At 57.0% G+C, this 18,829-nt stretch carries 20 protein-coding genes; 13 read left to right on the forward strand and 7 right to left on the reverse strand.

Annotation, left to right across the window (positions count from 1 at the left end):
• Positions 1 to 3 precede the first annotated feature (3 nt).
• The 4 genes from CFI10_RS01575 to CFI10_RS01590 all read left to right on the forward strand — a co-directional run bounded on the left by CFI10_RS01575 (position 4) and on the right by CFI10_RS01590 (position 3,167).
• Positions 4 to 723: an SIMPL domain-containing protein gene (locus CFI10_RS01575; RefSeq protein WP_242530078.1), complete on the forward strand. Its 720-nt coding sequence runs from the start codon at positions 4 to 6 to the stop codon at positions 721 to 723.
• A 91-nt stretch (positions 724 to 814) separates the two neighbouring features.
• Positions 815 to 1,624: a response regulator gene (locus tag CFI10_RS01580; protein WP_242530079.1), complete on the forward strand. Its 810-nt coding sequence runs from the start codon at positions 815 to 817 to the stop codon at positions 1,622 to 1,624.
• 3 nt (positions 1,625 to 1,627) lie between these two features.
• Entirely contained in the window at positions 1,628 to 2,314 is a 687-nt protein-coding gene (locus tag CFI10_RS01585) for a hypothetical protein (protein WP_206838508.1), read from the forward strand.
• A gap of 19 nt (positions 2,315 to 2,333) precedes the next feature.
• Positions 2,334 to 3,167, forward strand: coding sequence for a 23S rRNA (adenine(2030)-N(6))-methyltransferase RlmJ (locus CFI10_RS01590; protein ID WP_206838523.1), 834 nt, complete (start codon positions 2,334 to 2,336; stop codon positions 3,165 to 3,167).
• Positions 3,168 to 3,170: 3 nt separating this feature from the next.
• Here the strand turns inward: CFI10_RS01590 and CFI10_RS01595 are convergent, their stop codons facing one another.
• A complete protein-coding gene (locus CFI10_RS01595; RefSeq protein ID WP_091827923.1) occupies positions 3,171 to 3,437 on the reverse strand; it encodes a hypothetical protein in 267 nt (88 codons plus the stop codon).
• A gap of 407 nt (positions 3,438 to 3,844) precedes the next feature.
• Here CFI10_RS01595 and CFI10_RS01600 point away from each other — a divergent pair, with 407 nt between their 5' ends.
• Both CFI10_RS01600 and ilvN read left to right on the forward strand, forming a co-directional pair.
• Positions 3,845 to 5,566 (forward strand): acetolactate synthase 3 large subunit, encoded by a 1,722-nt coding sequence (locus CFI10_RS01600; protein ID WP_206838526.1) that lies wholly within the window; start codon positions 3,845 to 3,847, stop codon positions 5,564 to 5,566.
• A 2-nt stretch (positions 5,567 to 5,568) separates the two neighbouring features.
• Positions 5,569 to 6,060 (forward strand): acetolactate synthase small subunit, encoded by a 492-nt coding sequence (ilvN, locus tag CFI10_RS01605; protein ID WP_091827921.1) that lies wholly within the window; start codon positions 5,569 to 5,571, stop codon positions 6,058 to 6,060.
• Positions 6,061 to 6,131: 71 nt separating this feature from the next.
• On the opposite strand, the gene CFI10_RS01610 is transcribed toward ilvN, so the two are convergent.
• From CFI10_RS01610 to CFI10_RS01625, 4 genes are all read right to left on the reverse strand, one after another.
• The gene (locus CFI10_RS01610) at positions 6,132 to 6,950 is read right to left on the reverse strand and encodes an ABC transporter permease subunit (RefSeq protein WP_206838529.1); all 819 of its coding nucleotides are present in this window, start codon (positions 6,948 to 6,950) and stop codon (positions 6,132 to 6,134) included.
• Positions 6,947 to 7,852 carry an ABC transporter permease subunit gene (locus CFI10_RS01615; protein ID WP_091827919.1) on the reverse strand — a complete coding sequence of 302 codons (906 nt, stop codon included), beginning with the start codon at positions 7,850 to 7,852 and terminating at the stop codon, positions 6,947 to 6,949. The genes CFI10_RS01610 and CFI10_RS01615 overlap by 4 nt, the downstream gene beginning before the upstream one ends.
• Positions 7,849 to 8,988: an ABC transporter ATP-binding protein gene (locus CFI10_RS01620; protein ID WP_206838531.1), complete on the reverse strand. Its 1,140-nt coding sequence runs from the start codon at positions 8,986 to 8,988 to the stop codon at positions 7,849 to 7,851. The genes CFI10_RS01615 and CFI10_RS01620 overlap by 4 nt, the downstream gene beginning before the upstream one ends.
• A 74-nt stretch (positions 8,989 to 9,062) precedes the next feature.
• Positions 9,063 to 10,157: a polyamine ABC transporter substrate-binding protein gene (locus tag CFI10_RS01625; RefSeq protein ID WP_206841840.1), complete on the reverse strand. Its 1,095-nt coding sequence runs from the start codon at positions 10,155 to 10,157 to the stop codon at positions 9,063 to 9,065.
• 255 nt (positions 10,158 to 10,412) lie between these two features.
• Here CFI10_RS01625 and CFI10_RS01630 point away from each other — a divergent pair, with 255 nt between their 5' ends.
• Positions 10,413 to 11,243 (forward strand): dienelactone hydrolase family protein, encoded by an 831-nt coding sequence (locus CFI10_RS01630; protein ID WP_206838534.1) that lies wholly within the window; start codon positions 10,413 to 10,415, stop codon positions 11,241 to 11,243.
• Between the two features lie 8 nt (positions 11,244 to 11,251).
• On the opposite strand, the gene CFI10_RS01635 is transcribed toward CFI10_RS01630, so the two are convergent.
• Both CFI10_RS01635 and ilvY read right to left on the reverse strand, forming a co-directional pair.
• Positions 11,252 to 13,072, reverse strand: coding sequence for an SLC13 family permease (locus CFI10_RS01635; RefSeq protein WP_206838539.1), 1,821 nt, complete (start codon positions 13,070 to 13,072; stop codon positions 11,252 to 11,254).
• A gap of 42 nt (positions 13,073 to 13,114) precedes the next feature.
• On the reverse strand, positions 13,115 to 13,999 hold the full coding sequence (ilvY, locus tag CFI10_RS01640) for an HTH-type transcriptional activator IlvY (RefSeq protein ID WP_206838556.1): 885 nt from the start codon (positions 13,997 to 13,999) through the stop codon (positions 13,115 to 13,117).
• A gap of 140 nt (positions 14,000 to 14,139) precedes the next feature.
• Here ilvY and ilvC point away from each other — a divergent pair, with 140 nt between their 5' ends.
• From ilvC to CFI10_RS01670, 6 genes are all read left to right on the forward strand, one after another.
• The gene (gene ilvC, locus CFI10_RS01645; protein ID WP_091827914.1) at positions 14,140 to 15,156 is read left to right on the forward strand and encodes a ketol-acid reductoisomerase; all 1,017 of its coding nucleotides are present in this window, start codon (positions 14,140 to 14,142) and stop codon (positions 15,154 to 15,156) included.
• 447 nt (positions 15,157 to 15,603) lie between these two features.
• Positions 15,604 to 16,173 (forward strand): protoglobin domain-containing protein, encoded by a 570-nt coding sequence (locus CFI10_RS01650; RefSeq protein WP_206838559.1) that lies wholly within the window; start codon positions 15,604 to 15,606, stop codon positions 16,171 to 16,173.
• Positions 16,174 to 16,335: 162 nt separating this feature from the next.
• A complete protein-coding gene (locus CFI10_RS01655; protein ID WP_206838562.1) occupies positions 16,336 to 16,908 on the forward strand; it encodes a protoglobin domain-containing protein in 573 nt (190 codons plus the stop codon).
• Between the two features lie 162 nt (positions 16,909 to 17,070).
• Positions 17,071 to 17,655 carry a protoglobin domain-containing protein gene (locus tag CFI10_RS01660; protein WP_206838565.1) on the forward strand — a complete coding sequence of 195 codons (585 nt, stop codon included), beginning with the start codon at positions 17,071 to 17,073 and terminating at the stop codon, positions 17,653 to 17,655.
• 77 nt (positions 17,656 to 17,732) lie between these two features.
• On the forward strand, positions 17,733 to 18,497 hold the full coding sequence (pssA, locus tag CFI10_RS01665) for a CDP-diacylglycerol--serine O-phosphatidyltransferase (protein WP_091827910.1): 765 nt from the start codon (positions 17,733 to 17,735) through the stop codon (positions 18,495 to 18,497).
• Between the two features lie 98 nt (positions 18,498 to 18,595).
• On the forward strand, positions 18,596 to 18,799 hold the full coding sequence (locus tag CFI10_RS01670; RefSeq protein ID WP_091827909.1) for a DUF2970 domain-containing protein: 204 nt from the start codon (positions 18,596 to 18,598) through the stop codon (positions 18,797 to 18,799).
• Positions 18,800 to 18,829 lie beyond the last annotated feature (30 nt).

Below are 18,829 nucleotides of genomic sequence, written 5' to 3' on the forward strand. Positions count from 1 at the left end.
GGAATGCTGACAACAAATCGTTCATCGGCGTTGATTCTGGGCGTGTTTCTGCTGCTTGGGCTGGCGTCACTGGGCAGCCTGCTGGGCAAGGCCGCGCTGGATCATAAACAGCTTGATCGCACGGTGACCGTGAAAGGACTGTCGGAGCGCGAATATCAGGCTGATATCGTGATCTGGCCGATCCCCTTCGCCGTGGCCAGTAACGACCTGGACTTGCTGTACACCGATCTGGAGGTGAATGCGGCAGAGATTCGTGATTTCCTGACCGAGAACGGCATCCAGCCGGACGAGATCAGCTATGCGCCGCCGGTGATTACCGACCGTTCGGCGCAGCAATATGGCGGCGACAACCGTGCCGAGTTCCGCTATGTGGCCAGCCGCATGGTTACGGTCTATTCGGAGAATATCGAAGGGGTGCGGGCTGTGATGAATGAACTGCCAGAGCTGGGCAAGCGCGGCATCGTGTTGACCGGGGGTGACTATCAGTCGCAGACTGAGTACATCTTCACACGCCTCAATGAGGTCAAGCCGGAGATGATCGAAGAGGCGACCCGTAATGCACGTGAGGTGGCGCAGAAGTTCGCGGCCGACTCACAAAGCCGGCTGGGCAAGATCCGACGTGCGTCTCAGGGCCAGTTCAGCATCAGTGAGCGTGACCGAAACAATCCGCACATCAAGCAGGTACGGGTGGTGTCCACGGTCGAGTATTACCTGTCCGATTAAGTCTTTAAACAGCTGTTTTTGATCCAGCCCGGCGTCCGGGGCTTCAGTCCCGGGCCGCTTTGTGGGACAGTGTCGGCTGACAGCAGCATTGATGGAAACACAGCGTTCGATGAGCAAACTCAATATTCTGGTGGTCGATGACGCTCGCTTCATCCGCGAGCGCGTGACTTCCATGGTGCGGGAAGCCTTTCCCGACTTCAGCGTGATGGCAGTGGAAAACGGTACCGAAGCCACTCGGGCGATGCAGCAAAAACGTTTTGATCTGATTTTGTGTGACTGGGAAATGCCCGAGATGAGCGGGCTTGAGGTGCTGCAGTGGACCCGGTCGCAGGACGATTACAAGCAGACCTCGTTTTTGATGGTGACCAGCCGTGGCGAGCGTGAATATGTGCTCAAGGCCATTCAGGCAGGCGTGAACGACTATCTGGGCAAACCCTTTACCCGTGAGCAGCTGGTGCAGAAGATGGTCAAGGCGCTGGATAAGCGCCAGCAGCTGAGCCCTGAGCAGCAGGCGCGTGCGGCGGCCATGCTTGAGGCAGATAAAAAGGCTACACCTACCGAGGCTTCGGCGCCTGCCAAAATGCGCTCCAAGCCCAAGGGGCTGGCGCAGCTGCGCAACAGCGAACAGACTTTCCGCTGCGCCATCAAGGATCTCAACCTGCGTGAAGTGAAGGTTGTGATCAAGAATGAAGGTGCGTTTCCGCAGGTACTGGAACAGGTGGTCGTGGATATCGAGCAGCTGTCAGGCGACAGCGTAGCGCGTATCAATGGCTTCATCACCTCGATACAGGCCACGGAACAGAAGCTGGATGCGGCCTATGTGGACGTGAACGTATTCTTTATGGACGATGACCCGGACAAACTGGCGCATCTGTCCAAATACATTGCCAGTGTGCGTTGAGTCATGAAACTGCGAGTTGCATTCCTGTTGGCCCTGTTGCTGGGCGGTTGTGCCGCCCCGCCACCCCCGGTGTCTGAGCCAAGGCAACAGGAGCCGGGTGTCTCCCCATTGCCACTTTCGATCGTGCCCGTGTATGACAGCCGTGCCGAGGTACAGCTGGGGCAGGCGCTGGTGCAGCACTATCTGAGCGGCCCCTATTACCGCATTTCGGCTCCGCTGCTGCTGTCGCAGCAGTATCAGGCCCGTTATGCCGCTGACACCTCTGACCCGCAACGGATGCTGGCGCTGTTCAGCCACCCGCAGGGGCATTGGGGTTTTGTGGCCGTGAGCGTGGCGCAGGGCAGTGTAATGAACCTGTTCGAGCTGCAGCATCGTAACGAAACCGGTTATGCACTGGTACTGAAGCGGGCGCGGATCTGCTTCAACACCGGCGCAGACCAGCCGCCACGCTGGCAGGGGCGCAGCTGGGTGTATGCATCACAACCGGGGCAGTTCGAGTGCACTGGCCAAACCAACGGCTCCCTGTTTCAGCTTGGCTCCGGCCTGCCCGGTGCGCTGGGGCCCTATGCCGAGCCTGGTGATACCGTGCTGTACAGTCGCGACCGCGAGTCGCTGCAGCAGATCGCCAGTCTGTTGAAGCACCAGTTCCGTCATCTTCGGGTTCCGCAGATCCGGCCCGATACGCTTTGATCCCATTTCAGGACATACCATGCTCAGCTACCAGCACGGCTTTCATGCCGGCAATTTTGCCGATGTTCACAAACACCTGACGCTGGTTCTGCTGTTGCAGGCGTTGAACCGCAAGGCCAAACCCTGGAGTTATCTGGAAACCCATGGCGGGCGTGCGCAGTATGATCTGCACGGTGATCAGGCGGCCAAGACCGGCGAATTCCAGCAGGGTATTGCCCGCCTGTGGCGTCAGTCGGTTCCCGAAGCGGTGCAGCCCTACCTTGAACAGGTCGAAGCCGTAAACGGGAAGGCGTTGCAACATTACCCCGGCTCTCCGCTGATCGCGGCCCAGATGGCGCGTGATGCCGATCAGATCAGTGTAATGGAGCTGCACCCGGCCGAGGCTGAAGCGCTGAAGCAGGTATTCCGTCAGGATGGCCGAGTGGCGGTACATCATCGTGACGGCTATGAAGGGGTGCTGTCGCTGTTGCCGCCAAAGCCCAATCGTGGGGTGGTGTTGATCGACCCTGCCTATGAAGTGAAGCAGGAATACCAGCAGCTGGTGCGTTTTGTCAGCAAGGCGATCAAGCGTTGGCCCAATGGCTGCTTTGCCATCTGGTATCCGTTACTGCCGGCAGGGTTGTGGCAAAAGATGAAGTCAGAACTGGCGGCGAGCGGGATTCGCAATATTCTGTGTTCCGAGCTTGAAATTGCGGCAGCAGAAGGCGAGTGGGGCATGTATGGCAGCGGTATGTTGGTGATCAACCCGCCCTGGCAGCTGGATGCCACACTTGGGCAGGTTTCACCCTGGCTGCAGGCAACGCTGCAGCAGGGGGAGGGGCAGTGGCGCGTGGAATGGCTGGTGCCTGAGTAAGGCTCAGTACAGCGCTTTCTCGTCACGCACCACGTCGATCAGCAGCTCCAGAAACAGGCGGTCGGCATCGCTCTGTTCCAACGGAATCTTGACGTTGGTGGTGGATGACAGCTCTTCGGCGATCAACACGCCGGCGTTCTTGTCATTGAAATGCTTGCGAGCGATCTCCAGCGCTTTCTCGCTGATATCAGGCTCGACCAGCACCTTGCGGATAAAACGCAGCAGCTCGTTGATCACGCGCTCCTTGTTTTTGATCTCGGCAATGCTCATTGTTTTGCTCTCCGGCATGTAGAACGTGGACATGCGCCTACTATAACGCTAATGCCCGACAACGCCCAGAGGGCTGTCCTGTACAGTATCGGCGTCGTTCAATGGTCGTAGGCGGTTGATCGCAGCTTGTCAAGGTGCGAGAATGTCAGGCTATTTTCTTGACTTGTGGCATACAGGAAATCCCGACGTCACAAGGGGTTATTAAGCGAACCCGGCTTAAGTCTCAGAACAGGTCTGTCAGATAAGAGATCCTCATCTGACCAGCACCGAACATGATCCAATGATGCCTGCGGGCAGGGCGCGGCCGGCGATACGATTGCTCCGCGGCCGGGTCATGTTCTCGTTGCAGAAACGCTGAAACTGTTAGTTCGCCGGCAGGTGGCCGGCGCTGAGTAGAGGGTACAACAGTGGAATTACTTTCAGGCGCAGAAATGGTGGTACGCGCCCTCAAAGACGAGGGTGTTCAGTACATCTATGGTTATCCGGGCGGGTCGTTGCTGCATGTGTACGACGCTCTGTTCCAGCAGGAAGATGTACAGCACATTCTGGTGCGCCATGAGCAGGCTGCAACTCACATGGCGGATGCTTATGCGCGTGCGACCGGTAAAGCCGGTGTCGCGCTGGTGACATCCGGTCCGGGTGCAACCAATGCCGTGACCGGTATCGCGACCGCGTTCATGGACTCCATCCCGATGGTGGTGATCACCGGCCAGGTGATGAGTCATCTGATCGGTGAAGACGCCTTCCAGGAGACCGACATGCTCGGTATCTCCCGTCCCATCGTGAAACACAACTTCAGCGTCCAGCGTCCGGAAGACATCCCGGCGATTGTGCGCAAGGCGTTCCATATTGCCGAGAGCGGCCGTCCCGGTCCGGTGGTAATTGACCTGCCGAAAGACATGACCACGCCGACCGAGCGCTACCCGTACGAGTTTCCGAAACACGTCAAGATGCGTTCGTACAGCCCGATCACCCGTGGTCACAGCGGTCAGATCAAGAAGGCAACCGACATGCTGCTGGCGGCCAAGCGTCCGGTGATCTATACCGGCGGTGGTGTCATCATGGGTGACGCCAGTGCCGAACTGACCGAGCTGGCCAAACTGCTGAACTTCCCGGTAACCAACACCCTGATGGGGCTGGGCGGTTATCCGGGTACCGATCGTCAGTTCATCGGTATGCTGGGGATGCACGGCAGCTACGAAGCCAACATGGCGATGCACCATGCTGACCTGATTCTGGCTGTGGGCGCTCGCTTTGATGACCGCGTAACCAACGCCTGTGACAAGTTCTGTCCGACTGCCAAGATCGTGCATATCGATATTGATCCGGCCTCCATTTCCAAAACCATCCAGGCGGATGTCCCCATCGTGGGTCCGGCCAAAGTGGTACTGGAAGAGATGGTGCAGCTGGTCAAGGGCAGCAAGAAACAGCCGGATCAGGATGCACTGCACGCCTGGTGGCAGCAGATCGACGAGTGGCGCCAGCGTCACGGTGGCCGTTACCGCACTGATGACTCCGCATTGATGAAACCGCAACAGGTTATCGAAATGCTGAGCCAGGTGACCAATGGCAACGCCTTCGTGACTTCTGACGTGGGCCAGCACCAGATGTTTGCGGCGCAGTACTACAAGTTCAACAAGCCAAACCGCTGGATCAACTCCGGTGGCCTCGGCACCATGGGCTTCGGTTTGCCGGCGGCCATGGGTGTGAAGATGAACTTCCCGGATGATGACGTTGTATGCGTCACCGGCGAAGGCAGCATCCAGATGAACATTCAGGAGCTCTCCACCTGCAACCAGTATGATCTGCCGGTGAAGATTCTGTGCCTCAACAATCAGTCGCTGGGCATGGTGCGCCAGTGGCAGGACATGAACTATGAGTCCCGTCACTCTCAGTCCTACATGCAGTCGCTGCCTGACTTCGTCAAGCTGGTGGAGGCCTATGGTCATGTGGGCATGAAGGTCGAGAAATACTCTGACCTGGAAGGCGCCATGCGCGAAGCCTTCGCGCTGAAGGATCGTCTGGTCTTCATGGATATCGCGGTCGATCCGTTCGAACACGTATATCCGATGCAGGTACCGCGCGGTTCCATGCGTGACATGTGGCTGACCAAGACAGAGAGGACCTGAGCATGCGCCATATCATTTCAGTCCTGATGGAAAACGAGCCGGGTGCCTTGTCGCGCGTGGTGGGGCTGTTCTCCCAGCGTAACTACAACATCGAGTCGCTGACGGTCGCGCCGACCGAAGACTCCACCCTGTCACGTCTGACAGTGACCACCATTGGCAACGATCGTGTGGTGGAGCAGATCACCAAACAGCTGAACAAGCTGATTGATGTGGTCAAGGTGGTGGACCTGTCCGAGGGTGATCACATCGAGCGCGAAGTGATGATGATCAAACTCAAGGCCAGCGGCCAGATGCGCGCCGAGATCAAGCGGACCTGCGACATCTTCCGTGGTCAGATCATCGATGTGACCCCGACGACCTACACCGTGCAGCTGGTGGGCGCATCCGACAAACTGGATGCCTTCATCAATGCGCTGGGCAGCGCTTCCATTATGGAAGTGGTGCGCTCGGGTGTGTGTGGTATTGCCCGTGGCGAGAAAGTCCTGAGCCTTTAAAAGCTATCTGCGTCACAAAAAAACCGCTGGCCGTGCAGACGACCAGCGGTTTTTTGTTGCCCGCTGTCAACTCAGTGGGCGTCGAGGCGGTTGCGTCGGTCCTGCCGCCACAGCAACACGCCGGTAATCAACACCGCGATGCTGACCAGCCCAACAATGATCGTTGCCAGCGCATTGATTTCAGGACTGACGCCGAGGCGTACGCTGGAGTAGACCACCATCGGCAGGGTGGTGGCACCGGGACCGGAAACGAAGCTGGCCACCACCAGATCATCCAAAGACAGCGTGAATGCCAGTAGCCAGCCAGCGATCAGCGAGGGAGCGATGATCGGCAGGGTGATGCTGAAAAATACCTTCAGCGGGCGGGCTCCCAGATCCAGCGCCGCTTCTTCCAGCGACAGGTCCATATGTGCCAGTCGGCTTTGCACCACCACGGTGACATAGGCCATCGCGAAGGTGGTGTGGGCGATCACGATGGTGGTCATGCCGCGTCCGGCCGGCCAGCCGATCACGCTTTCCATCGCCACGAACAGCAGCAGCAGCGAAAGGCCGATAATCACCTCTGGCATCACCAGTGGCGCGGTTACCATCACCTCCAGCGAGCCCCTGCCGAGAAAGCGACGGAATCGCACCAGTGCCAATGCCGCCAGTGTGCCCAGCACTACTGCTATTGTAGCGGTCAGGGCAGCAATACGGACACTGAGCCAGGCGGCGCTGAGCAGCTGGGTATTCTGCAGCAGTTCGCCGTACCATTTGGTGCTGAAGCCGCCCCATACCGTGACCAGCCGACTTTCATTGAATGAATACACGATCAGGCTGATGATCGGGCCGTACAGAAAGGCATAGCCCAGCAGCAGAATGGTAATCAGCAGTGGCATGCGTTGTTTCATGTGGCACCCTCCTCGGCGGCTCTGCGCTCAAAGTGGCGCAGCAGCACAAAGGGCACAATCAACGCCACCAGCAGCAGTGCAGCCAGCGAAGACGCCAGTGGCCAGTCCTTGTTGTTGAAGAACTCGGTCCACATTAGTTTGCCCAGCATCAGCGTATCCGGTCCGCCCAGCAGGTCGGGAATGACAAATTCGCCCATCACCGGAATGAACACCAGCATGGCACCGGCCAGTACGCCCGGCAGTGACAGCGGCAGGGTGATCAGCAGAAACTGCTTCCAGGGGCGGCAGCCCAGATCGGCGGCCGCTTCGAGCAGGGTCAGGTCCAGCCGGATCAGGGTGGCATAGAGCGGCAACACCACAAACGGCAGATAGTTATAGACGACGCCGATATAGACCGCGAACGGTGTGTGCATGATCTCAAGCGGGGTATCGATCAGGCCGGTCCAGAGCAGGAAGTTATTGAGCAGCCCGTTGCCCTTGAGGATACCGATCCAGGCATAGATGCGAATCAGGAACGAGGTCCAGAACGGCAGAATGATCAGCATCAACAGCGGCAGACGCCAATGTGCCGGCGAACGCGCGATGGCATAGGCCATGGGATAGCCGATCAACAGGCAGCAGACAGTGGAGATTGCGGCTATTTTGAGCGAGCCCAGCAGGGCGCTCAGATAGAGTGAATCTTCCAGCAGCAGCTGATAGTTGCCGAAGTTGACCATGATGGTCACCAGCCCGTCTTCGATTTCGCGGATCAGGTCCAGATAGGGAGGCTGTGCCAATACCGGCTCGGACAGGCTGATCTTGAGTACGAAAAGGAACGGCAGCAGGAAGAACAGCGCCAGCCAGAACCAGGGGATGGCGATGATCAGGTTGCGCGCCGGCGGCAGGTGCTGTTTCAGCTTCATTCCGTCAGCACCCCGCAGCTGTTGGCCGACCAGCCCAGCAGTACCTCTTCGTCCCAGGTCAGCGGCTGCTCGGCCAGTGCTTGCACGTTGGACTGGGTGAACTGCACGCGCTTACCGCCGGCCAGCTCCACATGGTAGATCGATACGTCGCCCAGATAGGCGATCTCTTTGATGACTCCACGCAGCTGGTTGGGCGCATCGGCATCCAGTTGACTCAGTACCCGAACTTTTTCAGGGCGCAGCGCGACCGTCACGGCCATTCCAGGTACCAGTGGCTGACTATGGCGTACCAGCAGCTGAGAGTCGGCCTCGTCACACTGCACAATCACTTGATCGTCGTCCTGTTGCACCACGTAACCGTCAAACAGATTGACCGACCCAATGAAGCTGGCGACATAACGGGTGGATGGAAACTCATACAGACGTCGAGGCGGGTCGACCTGTTCTGTGCGTCCTTCATGCAACAGCGCGATGCGCGAGGACATGGTCATCGCCTCTTCCTGATCGTGGGTCACCACGATAAAGGTGATGCCGAGGCGTTCCTGAATGTTGACCAACTCAAACTGGGTTTGCTCACGCAGTTTCTTGTCCAGTGCCCCCAGCGGCTCGTCCAGCAGCAGAATCTTCGGGTGTTTGGCCAATGCGCGGGCCAGTGCCACACGCTGACGCTGTCCGCCGGAGAGCTGATGCGGTTTGCGTTGAGCAAGCTTCTCGATCTGAACAAGTGCCAGCATTTCGGCGACGCGTTCCTGACGCTCGGCTTTGGGCATGCCTTCCTGCTTCAGGCCGAAAGCGATGTTGTCTGCTACGGTCATGTGCGGAAACAGGGCGTAGGACTGGAACATCATGTTCACCGGACGCTCATAGGGCGGCACATCGGTGACATCCTGTCCGTCGATAAAAATGCGACCACTGGTCGGGGTCTCGAAACCGGCCAGCATGCGCAGCAGGGTGGTTTTGCCGCAGCCTGAGGGGCCAAGCAGAGAAAAGAACTCACCCTGATGAATGTGCAGGCTGACATCGTCGACCGCATAGAATGAGCCGAAGCGTTTAGTGAGGTTTTCGATTCGAACCAGAGGCTCCCCTTCGGGGGCCTGCCAGGGCTCTTCGGGTTTGAACTGGCGCAGTGTTGCCATCAGTGGTGGGTACTCCCGATAAAAAAGATGCCCCTGATTTCAGGGGCATCTCAGGTTCAGGTGATCGACTGGGTTCAGCGGCCGGTTTTGACTCGGGTCCAGCTGCGGTTCATGTCGCGAATCTGACGTTCTGTCGGCGTTTTCAGCACGATCAGCTTTTCACGCGTTTCCTGCGGCGGATAGATGCCGGCATCGTTGCGGATCTCTTCGTCGATCAGCCCTGTAGCCGCCGCATTGGCGTTGGCGTAGGCAACATAGTTGGTGATCGGTGCGATGACGTCCGGCTGCAGCAGGAAGTTGATGAACTGGTGCGCGGTATCCGGGTGCGGTGCATCCGCCGGAATCACCATCACATCGGTCCAGACCACGGCACCTTCGGAGGGTACAGCATAGGCCACTTCAACCCCGTTGCCGGCTTCGGCCGCACGGTCACGGGCCTGCAGAATGTCACCGGAGTAGCCGTGGGCTACACAGATATCGCCATTTGCCAGGTCGTTGATGTACTGCGAGCTGTGGAAGTAACGAATATTCGGACGTACGGCCATGACGGCTGCAGCCGCCTTTTCCAGTGCAGCCTTGCTGAAGTCGGTGGTATCCTCGCCCAGATAGGCACGTGCCGCGACAAATACTTCGGTCGGATCGTCCATCAGCGTCACGCCACAGCCGGCCAGTTTGGCCACGATTTCCGGATCAAACACCAGGCGCCATGTATCCAGTGGCATCTCATCGCCCAGAATCTCACGCACCTTCTTTACGTTGTAGCCAATGCCGGTGGTGCCCCACATATAAGGCACCAGATGTTGGTTGTCCGGGTCGATGTCGGCCAGTGACTTCATTATGACCGGATCCAGGTTATCCAGATTGGTCAGCTTATCTTTGTCCAGTTTTTGATAAAGGCCTGCCTTGAGGTGACGGTCGGCAAAAGGGCGTGCTGTCGGGAACGCCAGGTCATAGCCGCTGCGACCGGCCAGCAGTTTGGCTTCAAGCACCTCGTTGGAATCATAAACGTCATAGACGACCTTGATTCCGGTCTCCTGTTCGAACCGCGCCAGTGTGTCTTCAGCGATATAGTCAGACCAGTTGTATACGTTGAGTTCCTGCGCTGATGCGGCTCCCGCCAGCAACATGCCAGGGAGCAGTTTTCCGAGTTGCTTGAACACTTTTTTCATCGCCATGGGTCTCCGGCAACGCTGTGAATGGTGGAGGCTTAAGAGTGCCTCACGGTGTGTCCGGCAGCGAATGCAGCGGACGGATTCAAAGCGTGAATATGGAACAAAAGACTGGCAAAAAAAAGTTTTTTTTTGCAACTGCGGTTAAACAGGGCGGTTGAGCCTGATCAGTTTTATGAGTTGATCGCGTACAGCTGACTGAAGCAGTGTGTGGTCTATAGTGAGACACACCACAGGACGACAAGGAGAACGGGCATGTGTGATATCAAGGGGTGTGGCAACACGCAGTCGGGCCAGCCTCTTCCACGGGCAACCGGTGAAGAGCGACGCAGTTTCCTGAAGGGGATGCTGGCACTGCCACTGGCAGTGGTGCTGGCGGACCCGTTGCTTGCGCAAGCAGCGGGCAACCGAACTCGGTCAGTGCAGCTGGCACTGGGAGGCGGCGACAAGGTGCAGGCACACTTGGCCATGCCCGAGGGTGATGGGCCTTTTCCTGCGGTGGTGCTGATTCACGAATGGTGGGGGCTGAATGACCAAATCAAGGCGGTGGCGGCTGAGCTTGCCAATTTAGGCTTTATGGCGCTGGCGGTGGATCTTTATGAAGGCGGTGTTGCTGATACCCGTGAGGATGCAATGGCACTGATGCAGGCGGTCAATGAAGAAGAGGCAACAGACACACTGACCGGTTGGATCGACTGGCTGCGGCGGCACCAGCGCTGTAATGGCAAGGTCGCTACCATGGGATGGTGTTTTGGCGGCGGCTGGTCGCTCAATGCGTCCATGGAAACCCCGGTCGACGCGACCATCATCTATTACGGCAATGTCACCCGTACCCCAAAACAGCTGTCACGCCTGCGAGGGCCGGTGCTGGGTCATTTCGGAACGCTGGACAAGAGTATCGACGAAGCGATGGTGGGCGGCTTCGAGCGGGCCATGGCCGAAGCCGGCAAAGCCGATAGGCTGAACGTTTACTGGTATGTGGCGGACCATGCCTTCGCCAACCCTACCGGCGCCCGTTATGACGCCGATGATGCAGCCTTGGCATGGTCGCGTTCGGTCAGTTTCCTGTATCGACAGCTTGGTTAGCGCTGCTATCAGAACGGAAACAGCAGAGGTGTCAGTATCAACGTGAGCGCCAGTGCCAACAGCTGCAACGGAATACCCACCCGGGCGAAGTCGGCAAAGCGGTAGTTGCCCGGGGCCAGTACCAGGGTGTTGACCGGTGACGCGATGGGGGTGGCGAATGCGGTCGAGGCTGCAATAGCCACGGTCATCATCACCGGTTCTGGGTTGACGCCGGTCAGCTGGGCGGTAGTGATAGCGATGGGTGCCAGCAGGACCGTAGTGGCAGTATTGGAGATGAACTGACTCAGCAAGGAGGTCAGCATGAAAAGGCTGGCACAGAGAACCAGCGGACTGCTGTCGCCGACCAGGCTGACGAGGTGTTCAACTACCCAGGCCAGGGCGCCGCTGCGCTCCATTGCCAGTGCCAGCGGCAGCATGCCAGCGATCAAGATCAGACTGGTGGCGTTGAGTGAGCGGTAAGATTCCTGCAGTGATACGCAACCGGTGAGGATCACCGCTAGCGCTGCCAGCAGAATGGCGGACAGGTTGTCTAGCCAGCCCGTGGTCATGCAAACCAGCATTGCCAGCAGAATAATCAGAGCAACCGGTCCACGGTTGCCGTGGGTGGGGATCTCTTCCAGCTCGGCAGGTGTCTGCAATACCACCAGCTCGCGCGAACCCTGCAGGCTGCGGATCTGCTCCCAGCTGCCGGCCAGCAGCAGGGTGTCGCCGGGTGTGAGTTGAGTTTCGGTAAAACTTGTATCCATGGCGGCCTGGTCTCGGCGGATACCCAGCACGCTCAGTCCATAGCGCTCGCGAAAATGTCCTTCCTTTATTGAACGATCACACAGCGGTGACTCAGGGGGCAGCAGTACTTCGGCCATACCGAACTGACGTTCCAGCTGACTTATCTCCCGCGCCGGAAACCCCATCCGCTTCAACTTCAGTGTTTCGCACAGGTGTTCCAGCCGTGCTTCGTCGGCATATACGATCAACTGATCCTGATACTGCATGCGGGTGTTGCTCAGTACCGGCACTAAACTGGAGAGCAGCCCGCCACTGCGGGAGATGGCGATCACGGTGACATCATATTCAGTGCGCAGTGCCGCTTCGGCCGGTGTTTTCTGCGCCAATGGGCTGCCGGGCGTGATCATCAGCTTGTGTAGCTGACGACTCAGGGCATAACGGCCGCTGATGGCGGCGACGCCCGGTGCGGTGTTTTCCGCCAGTTGCTGTGCTCGTTCGGGCAGCAGCTTGCGGGCCACCAGAATCAGATAGCCCATGCCTGCAATCAGAATCGCCAGCCCCAATGGGGTAAAGTCAAAGAAGCCAAACGGCTCAAGGCCTGCACTGCGCATCTGGCTGCTGACGATAATATTGGGCGGTGTACCGATCAGCGTCAGCATGCCGCCGATGAGGGCGGCAAAGGCCAGCGGCATCAGTAACTGTGAGGGTTGCATGCCGGAGCGGCGTGCCATGCTCAGCACCACAGGAATCAACAGTGCAACGGCACCAGTGGAGCTCATGAACGCGGACAGCAGCGCCACCACGGGTAACAGAAACAGCAGCAGCCGGGTTTCGCTGCTGCCGCCCATGCGCAGCAACCAGTTGCCCGCGGCAGCGGCGATGCCGGTGCGAAACAGTGCTTCACCGACCACGAACAGGGCGGCGATCATGATCACCACGGGCTCCCCGAAGCCGGCCACCGCCTCGGCGGGGGTAATGATGCCGGATAATGCCAGTGCAACCACCACCATCAGGGCCACCAGGTCCATGCGGATACGATCGCTGACAAACAGGGCGATGGTAATGCCGAGGGTGGCAAACACAAACAGCATGTCGGGTGTCATGGAGCGGGGGCCTCTTTGAAAGTTCAGCCGGCAGTGTAGGGGTTAATCCGTGACAGAGCCATTATCCAGCAATGACCAGAACGCCCGGATCAACGGTGAGCGCAGTTTGCGCTCCAGTGCAAACAGGCCGATTTCGTAGGGCTCCAGTGCCGGTGATACCGGCAACACCCGTACCCGATCTGCCAGAGGGCTGTTGTCCAGCACGATCTGGGGTACCACGCCGATGCCGAAACCCAGGCTGACCATGCTGACGATCGCTTCGTTGCCGGCGACCTGGGCATAAATGCGTGGCTGAATATGGCGGTGGCTGAACCACTGGTTGACGCGATCACGTGAGATACCGCTTTCCGGCAGGATCATCGGTTGGCGGCTCCACTGTGCTTCACTGCCGAGGGTATCGCTCGGCTCGCTGGCAGGGGCGATGAACAACAGTGGGGTGCGGTCGATGGGCCGAAAGGCCACCCCGGTCGGCAGGTGAGCGGGGCGGGCGGCGATGGAGATCTCTTCACGACCGCTCTGCACCCGGGCGATGGCATGTTCGGGGTCGCCGGTATGCAGCTTGATCTCGACACGTGGGTACAGCTGGCGAAACCGGCTCAGCAGTGAATACAAAAAACTGTAACTGGCAGTGACCGAGCAGTATACGCTGATCTCGCCCTGCAGTTCGCTGGCGCTTTCCAGCAGTGAATGACGTACCTGTTCCCACTGCTGCAGCGCTTCGCGGGCGTACTGGGCAAAGCGCATTCCCTCGGGCGTGAGTTGGACGCTGCGGTTGTCACGCAGGAAGAGTTCAACGCCCAGCGAGTCCTCCAGTTGCTTGATGGCGCGACTCAGGGTTGAGGGGCTGACATGGCAGGCTTCACTGCTGCGACCGAAGTGCAGGGTGTCGGCCAAGCTCAGAAACAGGCGCAGGGTACGGGTATCCATTATGTTTCTTTAAATGAAATATGATGTTGCAAATATATCATTTTACGCAATGATTCCTATCCCTTAATGTAGGCGCCATTGCTATAGTCATCACGGCTAGATGCACCTAATCACTCCATTCAAGTCAAAGGATCAGAACCATGCAGGTTTATTACGATAAAGACTGTGATCTCTCCATCATCCAGGGCAAGAAAGTTGCCATCATCGGCTACGGCTCTCAGGGCCACGCTCATGCGTGCAACCTGCACGATTCCGGCGTTGATGTAACTGTTGGTCTGCGTGCCGGCTCTTCTTCCCGTGCCAAGGCTGAAGCCCACGGTCTGAAAGTGGCTGACGTGGCTGACGCCGTTGCCGCTGCCGATCTGGTGATGATCCTGACTCCGGACGAATTCCAGGGCCAGCTGTACAAGGCCGAGATCGAGCCGAACATCAAGCAGGGCGCTACTCTGGCCTTCGCTCACGGCTTCTCCATCCACTACAACCAGATCGAGCCGCGCAAGGATCTGGACGTGATCATGGTTGCTCCGAAGGCACCGGGTCACACCGTGCGTAACGAATTCGTCAAGGGCGGCGGTATCCCTGACCTGATCGCGATCTTCCAGGATGCGTCCGGCAACGCCAAGAATGTTGCTCTGTCTTACGCTTCAGGCGTAGGCGGCGGTCGTACCGGCATCATCGAAACCACTTTCAAGGACGAGACTGAAACCGACCTGTTCGGTGAACAGGCTGTTCTGTGTGGCGGCTGTGTTGAGCTGGTCAAGGCCGGTTTCGAAACCCTGGTTGAAGCCGGTTATGCACCGGAAATGGCCTACTTCGAATGTCTGCACGAACTGAAACTGATCGTGGACCTGATGTACGAAGGCGGCATCGCCAACATGAACTACTCCATCTCCAACAATGCCGAGTACGGTGAATACGTAACCGGCCCTGAGGTGATCAACGAAGAATCACGTCAGGCCATGCGTAACGCGCTCAAGCGCATCCAGGATGGTGAGTACGCCAAGATGTTCATCAGCGAAGGCGCGACCAACTACCCGTCAATGACAGCCCGTCGTCGCAATAACGCTGCTCACCCGATCGAGCAGACCGGTGAGAAACTGCGTGCAATGATGCCGTGGATCGCTGCCAACAAGCTGGTCGACAAAGAAAAGAACTGATCCCGCATTTGATTGTGTGATTAGATCAACTGCCGGGCTTTGCCCGGCAGTTTTGTTTCGGTGCTGCGGTGCTCACCAGCGGTGCTGCTTGCACCGGTTTGACGCAAAAGCTGAACTGTCTTCTCTTCTTTCTGCTGCAATATCCCTGTCATCCTTGATAACCATAATTCCCGCAGGGTTTTGGCACGGCATCTGCTTGTGTCACCCATGCGTAGTAAAGTGACAGGCTCGGCCTTGCTTGGGCCTTGTTCTTATTACGCCAAAGTATTAGAGGAAGAACCACTTTTCTTGATCCAGGTCGTGAAGTGGATTCCGGAAACTTGAACTCCGGTATGGGCGTGCTATGAATGGCTTCACTAATAAAAATAAAACGCTTGGTAGTGCGCCCCGGCCCTTAGGCTGTAACCGGATGTGCTTGTGCTACCAACAGTCAAGGATGCGTCCATCATGAGTAATGTCGATTTTTCCGTTCTGTGTGAGCAGGCGAAGGCCTATGCCGGGTTTGAGCCGCAAGATGAACTGATCCTGGTTCAGGAGGCCTCCAGGCTACAGCCACACTTCTCCGCCATCACCGATGCTTTTTACGCCGAGTTGCAAACCATTCCAGAAGCCCTGCCGTTTCTGGAAGGGCGTGTCGATACTTTGAAAACCACCCATAGTGCATGGCTCAGCAAGGTTTTTACCGGCCCTTACGATGCCGATTTTGCTGCCTATATGCACCATGTTGGCGTGGTGCATGTGCAGGTGAAGCTGCCAGAGAAGTTCATGACCAGTGGTATCGGCTTGATCAACAAACACCTCATTCCGTTGTTGCCTGAAATCTATGCCAATGATGTGGGTAAAATCGGTCAGGTACTCAAGGCGCTCAACGCCGCTACCAGTTTTTGTCTGTTGATCATGCTGGAATCCTACCGCGGCCATGAATTGGAGCGTTTCATGGAGGTAACCGGCATCAGTCGAGTGCTCTACAATAATTTGGCGGCCGCCTATCGCAGCCATCATGGCCATGCGGCCTGAGTTGAATCGAATTCCCCCTGCACCCGTCACCCGGCGCCTGTATTCATCCACAGCTGGGTGACTCTTAAGTGATAGACGTTTCGAACCATAACAAGTCAAAATCAGTCTTTTCTGGAAAGGGCTCTTCCACTGTGTGCAGGGTCCATTGCAAGGATGTGTTTAATGCGACAAATCGATTTTTCCCACCTGAATCAACAGGCTAAGCTGTTTGCCGGCTTTGATGCTCAGGATGAGCATGAATTATCACGTGCTCTGCCTCAATTGATGGCAGAGCTGGACTCCGTGACGGATGCCTTTTATGCGGAACTGGCCGGGATTCCCGAAGCAATGCCCTTCCTTGAAGGGCGACTGGATGCGCTGAAAGCGACTCATCGGAAGTGGCTTGAAAAGATATTTACTGGTCCCTATGACGATGAATTTGCCGCGTACATGCATAAGGTGGGTGTTGTTCATGTACAGGTGCGCCTGCCTGAGCGCTTTATGGCCAGTGGCATTGGATTGATCAGCAAACACCTTATTCCTGTATTGGCACAGCAGTTCCGTGATGACCCGGAACGCTTGGGTACGCTGATGAAAGCCGTGAACGGTGTTACGGTGTACTGCCTGATCATCATGCAGGTTTCCTACCGCGAACACGAACTGGAACGGTTTATGGATGTGACCGGGATCAGCGAAGCGCTCTATGCCAACTTGTCGGCAGCTTATCGCAAGAAAACAGGTGTGTCGTCAGACTGAGTCAAAGCGACATACAAGTGAGGCATTGATTGTTCTCTTTAAATAACAGTGGCTTGTATTAGTTTAGCAAACCTTGATATTTGTGGTTGGCGTGAGAAAATAGCGCCCCTTTCGAGGGTCGCCGGGAGTGACCCCGAGCCAACACATGCAAGGACGTACCTGATGAGCCAGACAGATTTTGCCACCCTGTGCCAGCGTGGGAAGCTGAATTCCGGGTTTGATTCTGAAGACGAAAAGCTGCTGATTCAGGAGGGAAGCCGGCTGCTTCCCTATTTGGCGGAGGTGACCGAAAAATTCTATGACGAATTGCAGCAGATACCGGCGGCAGTGCCTTATCTTGAAGGGCGCGTCGAAGGGCTTAAGGCGACTCACTTGGCTTGGCTGCAAACCATTTTCAGTGGTCCCTACGATGCAAATTTTGCCGCCAGTATGCACAAGGTGGGGGAGGTACATGTCCAGGTCAAGTTACCGGTCGAGTTCATGGCCAGTGGTACCCTGCTGATCAAGAAACATCTGGTACCGATCCTGACACAGGTTTATGCCGGTGATGCCCTGCGTATGGGGTTGATGATGAAGGCGGTTAACGGTGTAACGGGGTTCTGCCTGATCATCATGCAGGAGTCCTATCAGAGCTCCTTGCTGGCACAGGAATTGGACAAATTCATGGCGATTACCGGTATCAGCCGGGCGCTGTTTAATAATCTTGCCAATGCCTACAAGGATGATGGTGGGACTGGGATGGTCTGATCTTCTCGGAGCGTTGGGTTTGGCCCTTGCTGTCGGGTAGAATGAGGCTTCCGGTTACACCAAAGAGGCAGCCTTGAATGAGTGATCAGCAACAATCGCCGAGAGATGAGAGTGAGCATCAAGACAACAGTGCCCAGCGTCACCGTGGTGTTTACCTGTTGCCAAACCTGTTTACCACCGGCGCCCTGTTTTCGGGTTTTTATGCCATCGTTGCTGGGATGAACGGACAGTTCATACCTGCTTCCATTGCCATATTTGTTTCCATGCTGCTTGATGGGCTGGATGGACGAGTGGCTCGCATGACCAATACTCAAAGCGCATTCGGTGCCGAATATGACTCGCTGGCCGACATGGTCTCCTTTGGAGTGGCGCCGGCGCTGGTAGCGTATAACTGGTTGCTGTTCGATCTTGGCAAACTGGGCTTTTTTGCCGCGTTCGTATTTGCGGCGGGTGGTGCATTGCGGCTGGCGCGTTTCAATACTCAGATCGGTTCGGTCGACAAGCGCTATTTCATCGGTTTGCCAAGTCCTGCTGCGGCAGCGGTCGTGGCTGGGCTTGTCTGGACGTGTGCTGAATACGAGCTCGACATGAGTGGTACCGCCTATCTGGTGGCGTTCTATGTGGCGCTGTGCGGTGTATTGATGGTCAGTAATGTGCTGTATTACAGCTTCAAGGATATTGACTTTAAGGGCAAGGTACCGTTCTGGATTCTGGCGGTGATCGCGCTGGTTCTGGGGGTCATTTCGATCAGTACTTCTACTTTCCTCTGGTTGCTGTTCCTGCTGTATGCCCTTTCTGGACCACTGCTGTGGTGCTGGCGCCGCTTTAAACATCGCCACTGATTCTTAAAACGGGCTTCGGCCCGTTTTTGCCATCTGCTCTTCACCATCACTGGCCGTTTGGTGTGTTTGTCAGCTATACCTCAATTGAGGTGATTATCATGGCAAACAAGCCTGATTGGCTGCAGGCGTTGCTGAGCGTGCTGGCAGCCTTCTTTGGTGTGCAGTCTGAACGTAATCGTGAGCATGATTTCAGCCAGGGGCGCCCGCTGCATTATGTCCTGGCGGGCCTGCTCCTGGCGCTGGTGTTTGTGCTGGGTGTGATCCTGCTGGTGTGGTGGGTGCTCAGTCTGGCGGGTGTTTGACTCAGATCATTGCGCTTGCGCTTTTTTCAG

This window comes from Marinobacterium iners (assembly GCF_017310015.1).
In the GTDB taxonomy this organism is placed as follows: domain Bacteria; phylum Pseudomonadota; class Gammaproteobacteria; order Pseudomonadales; family Balneatricaceae; genus Marinobacterium; species Marinobacterium iners.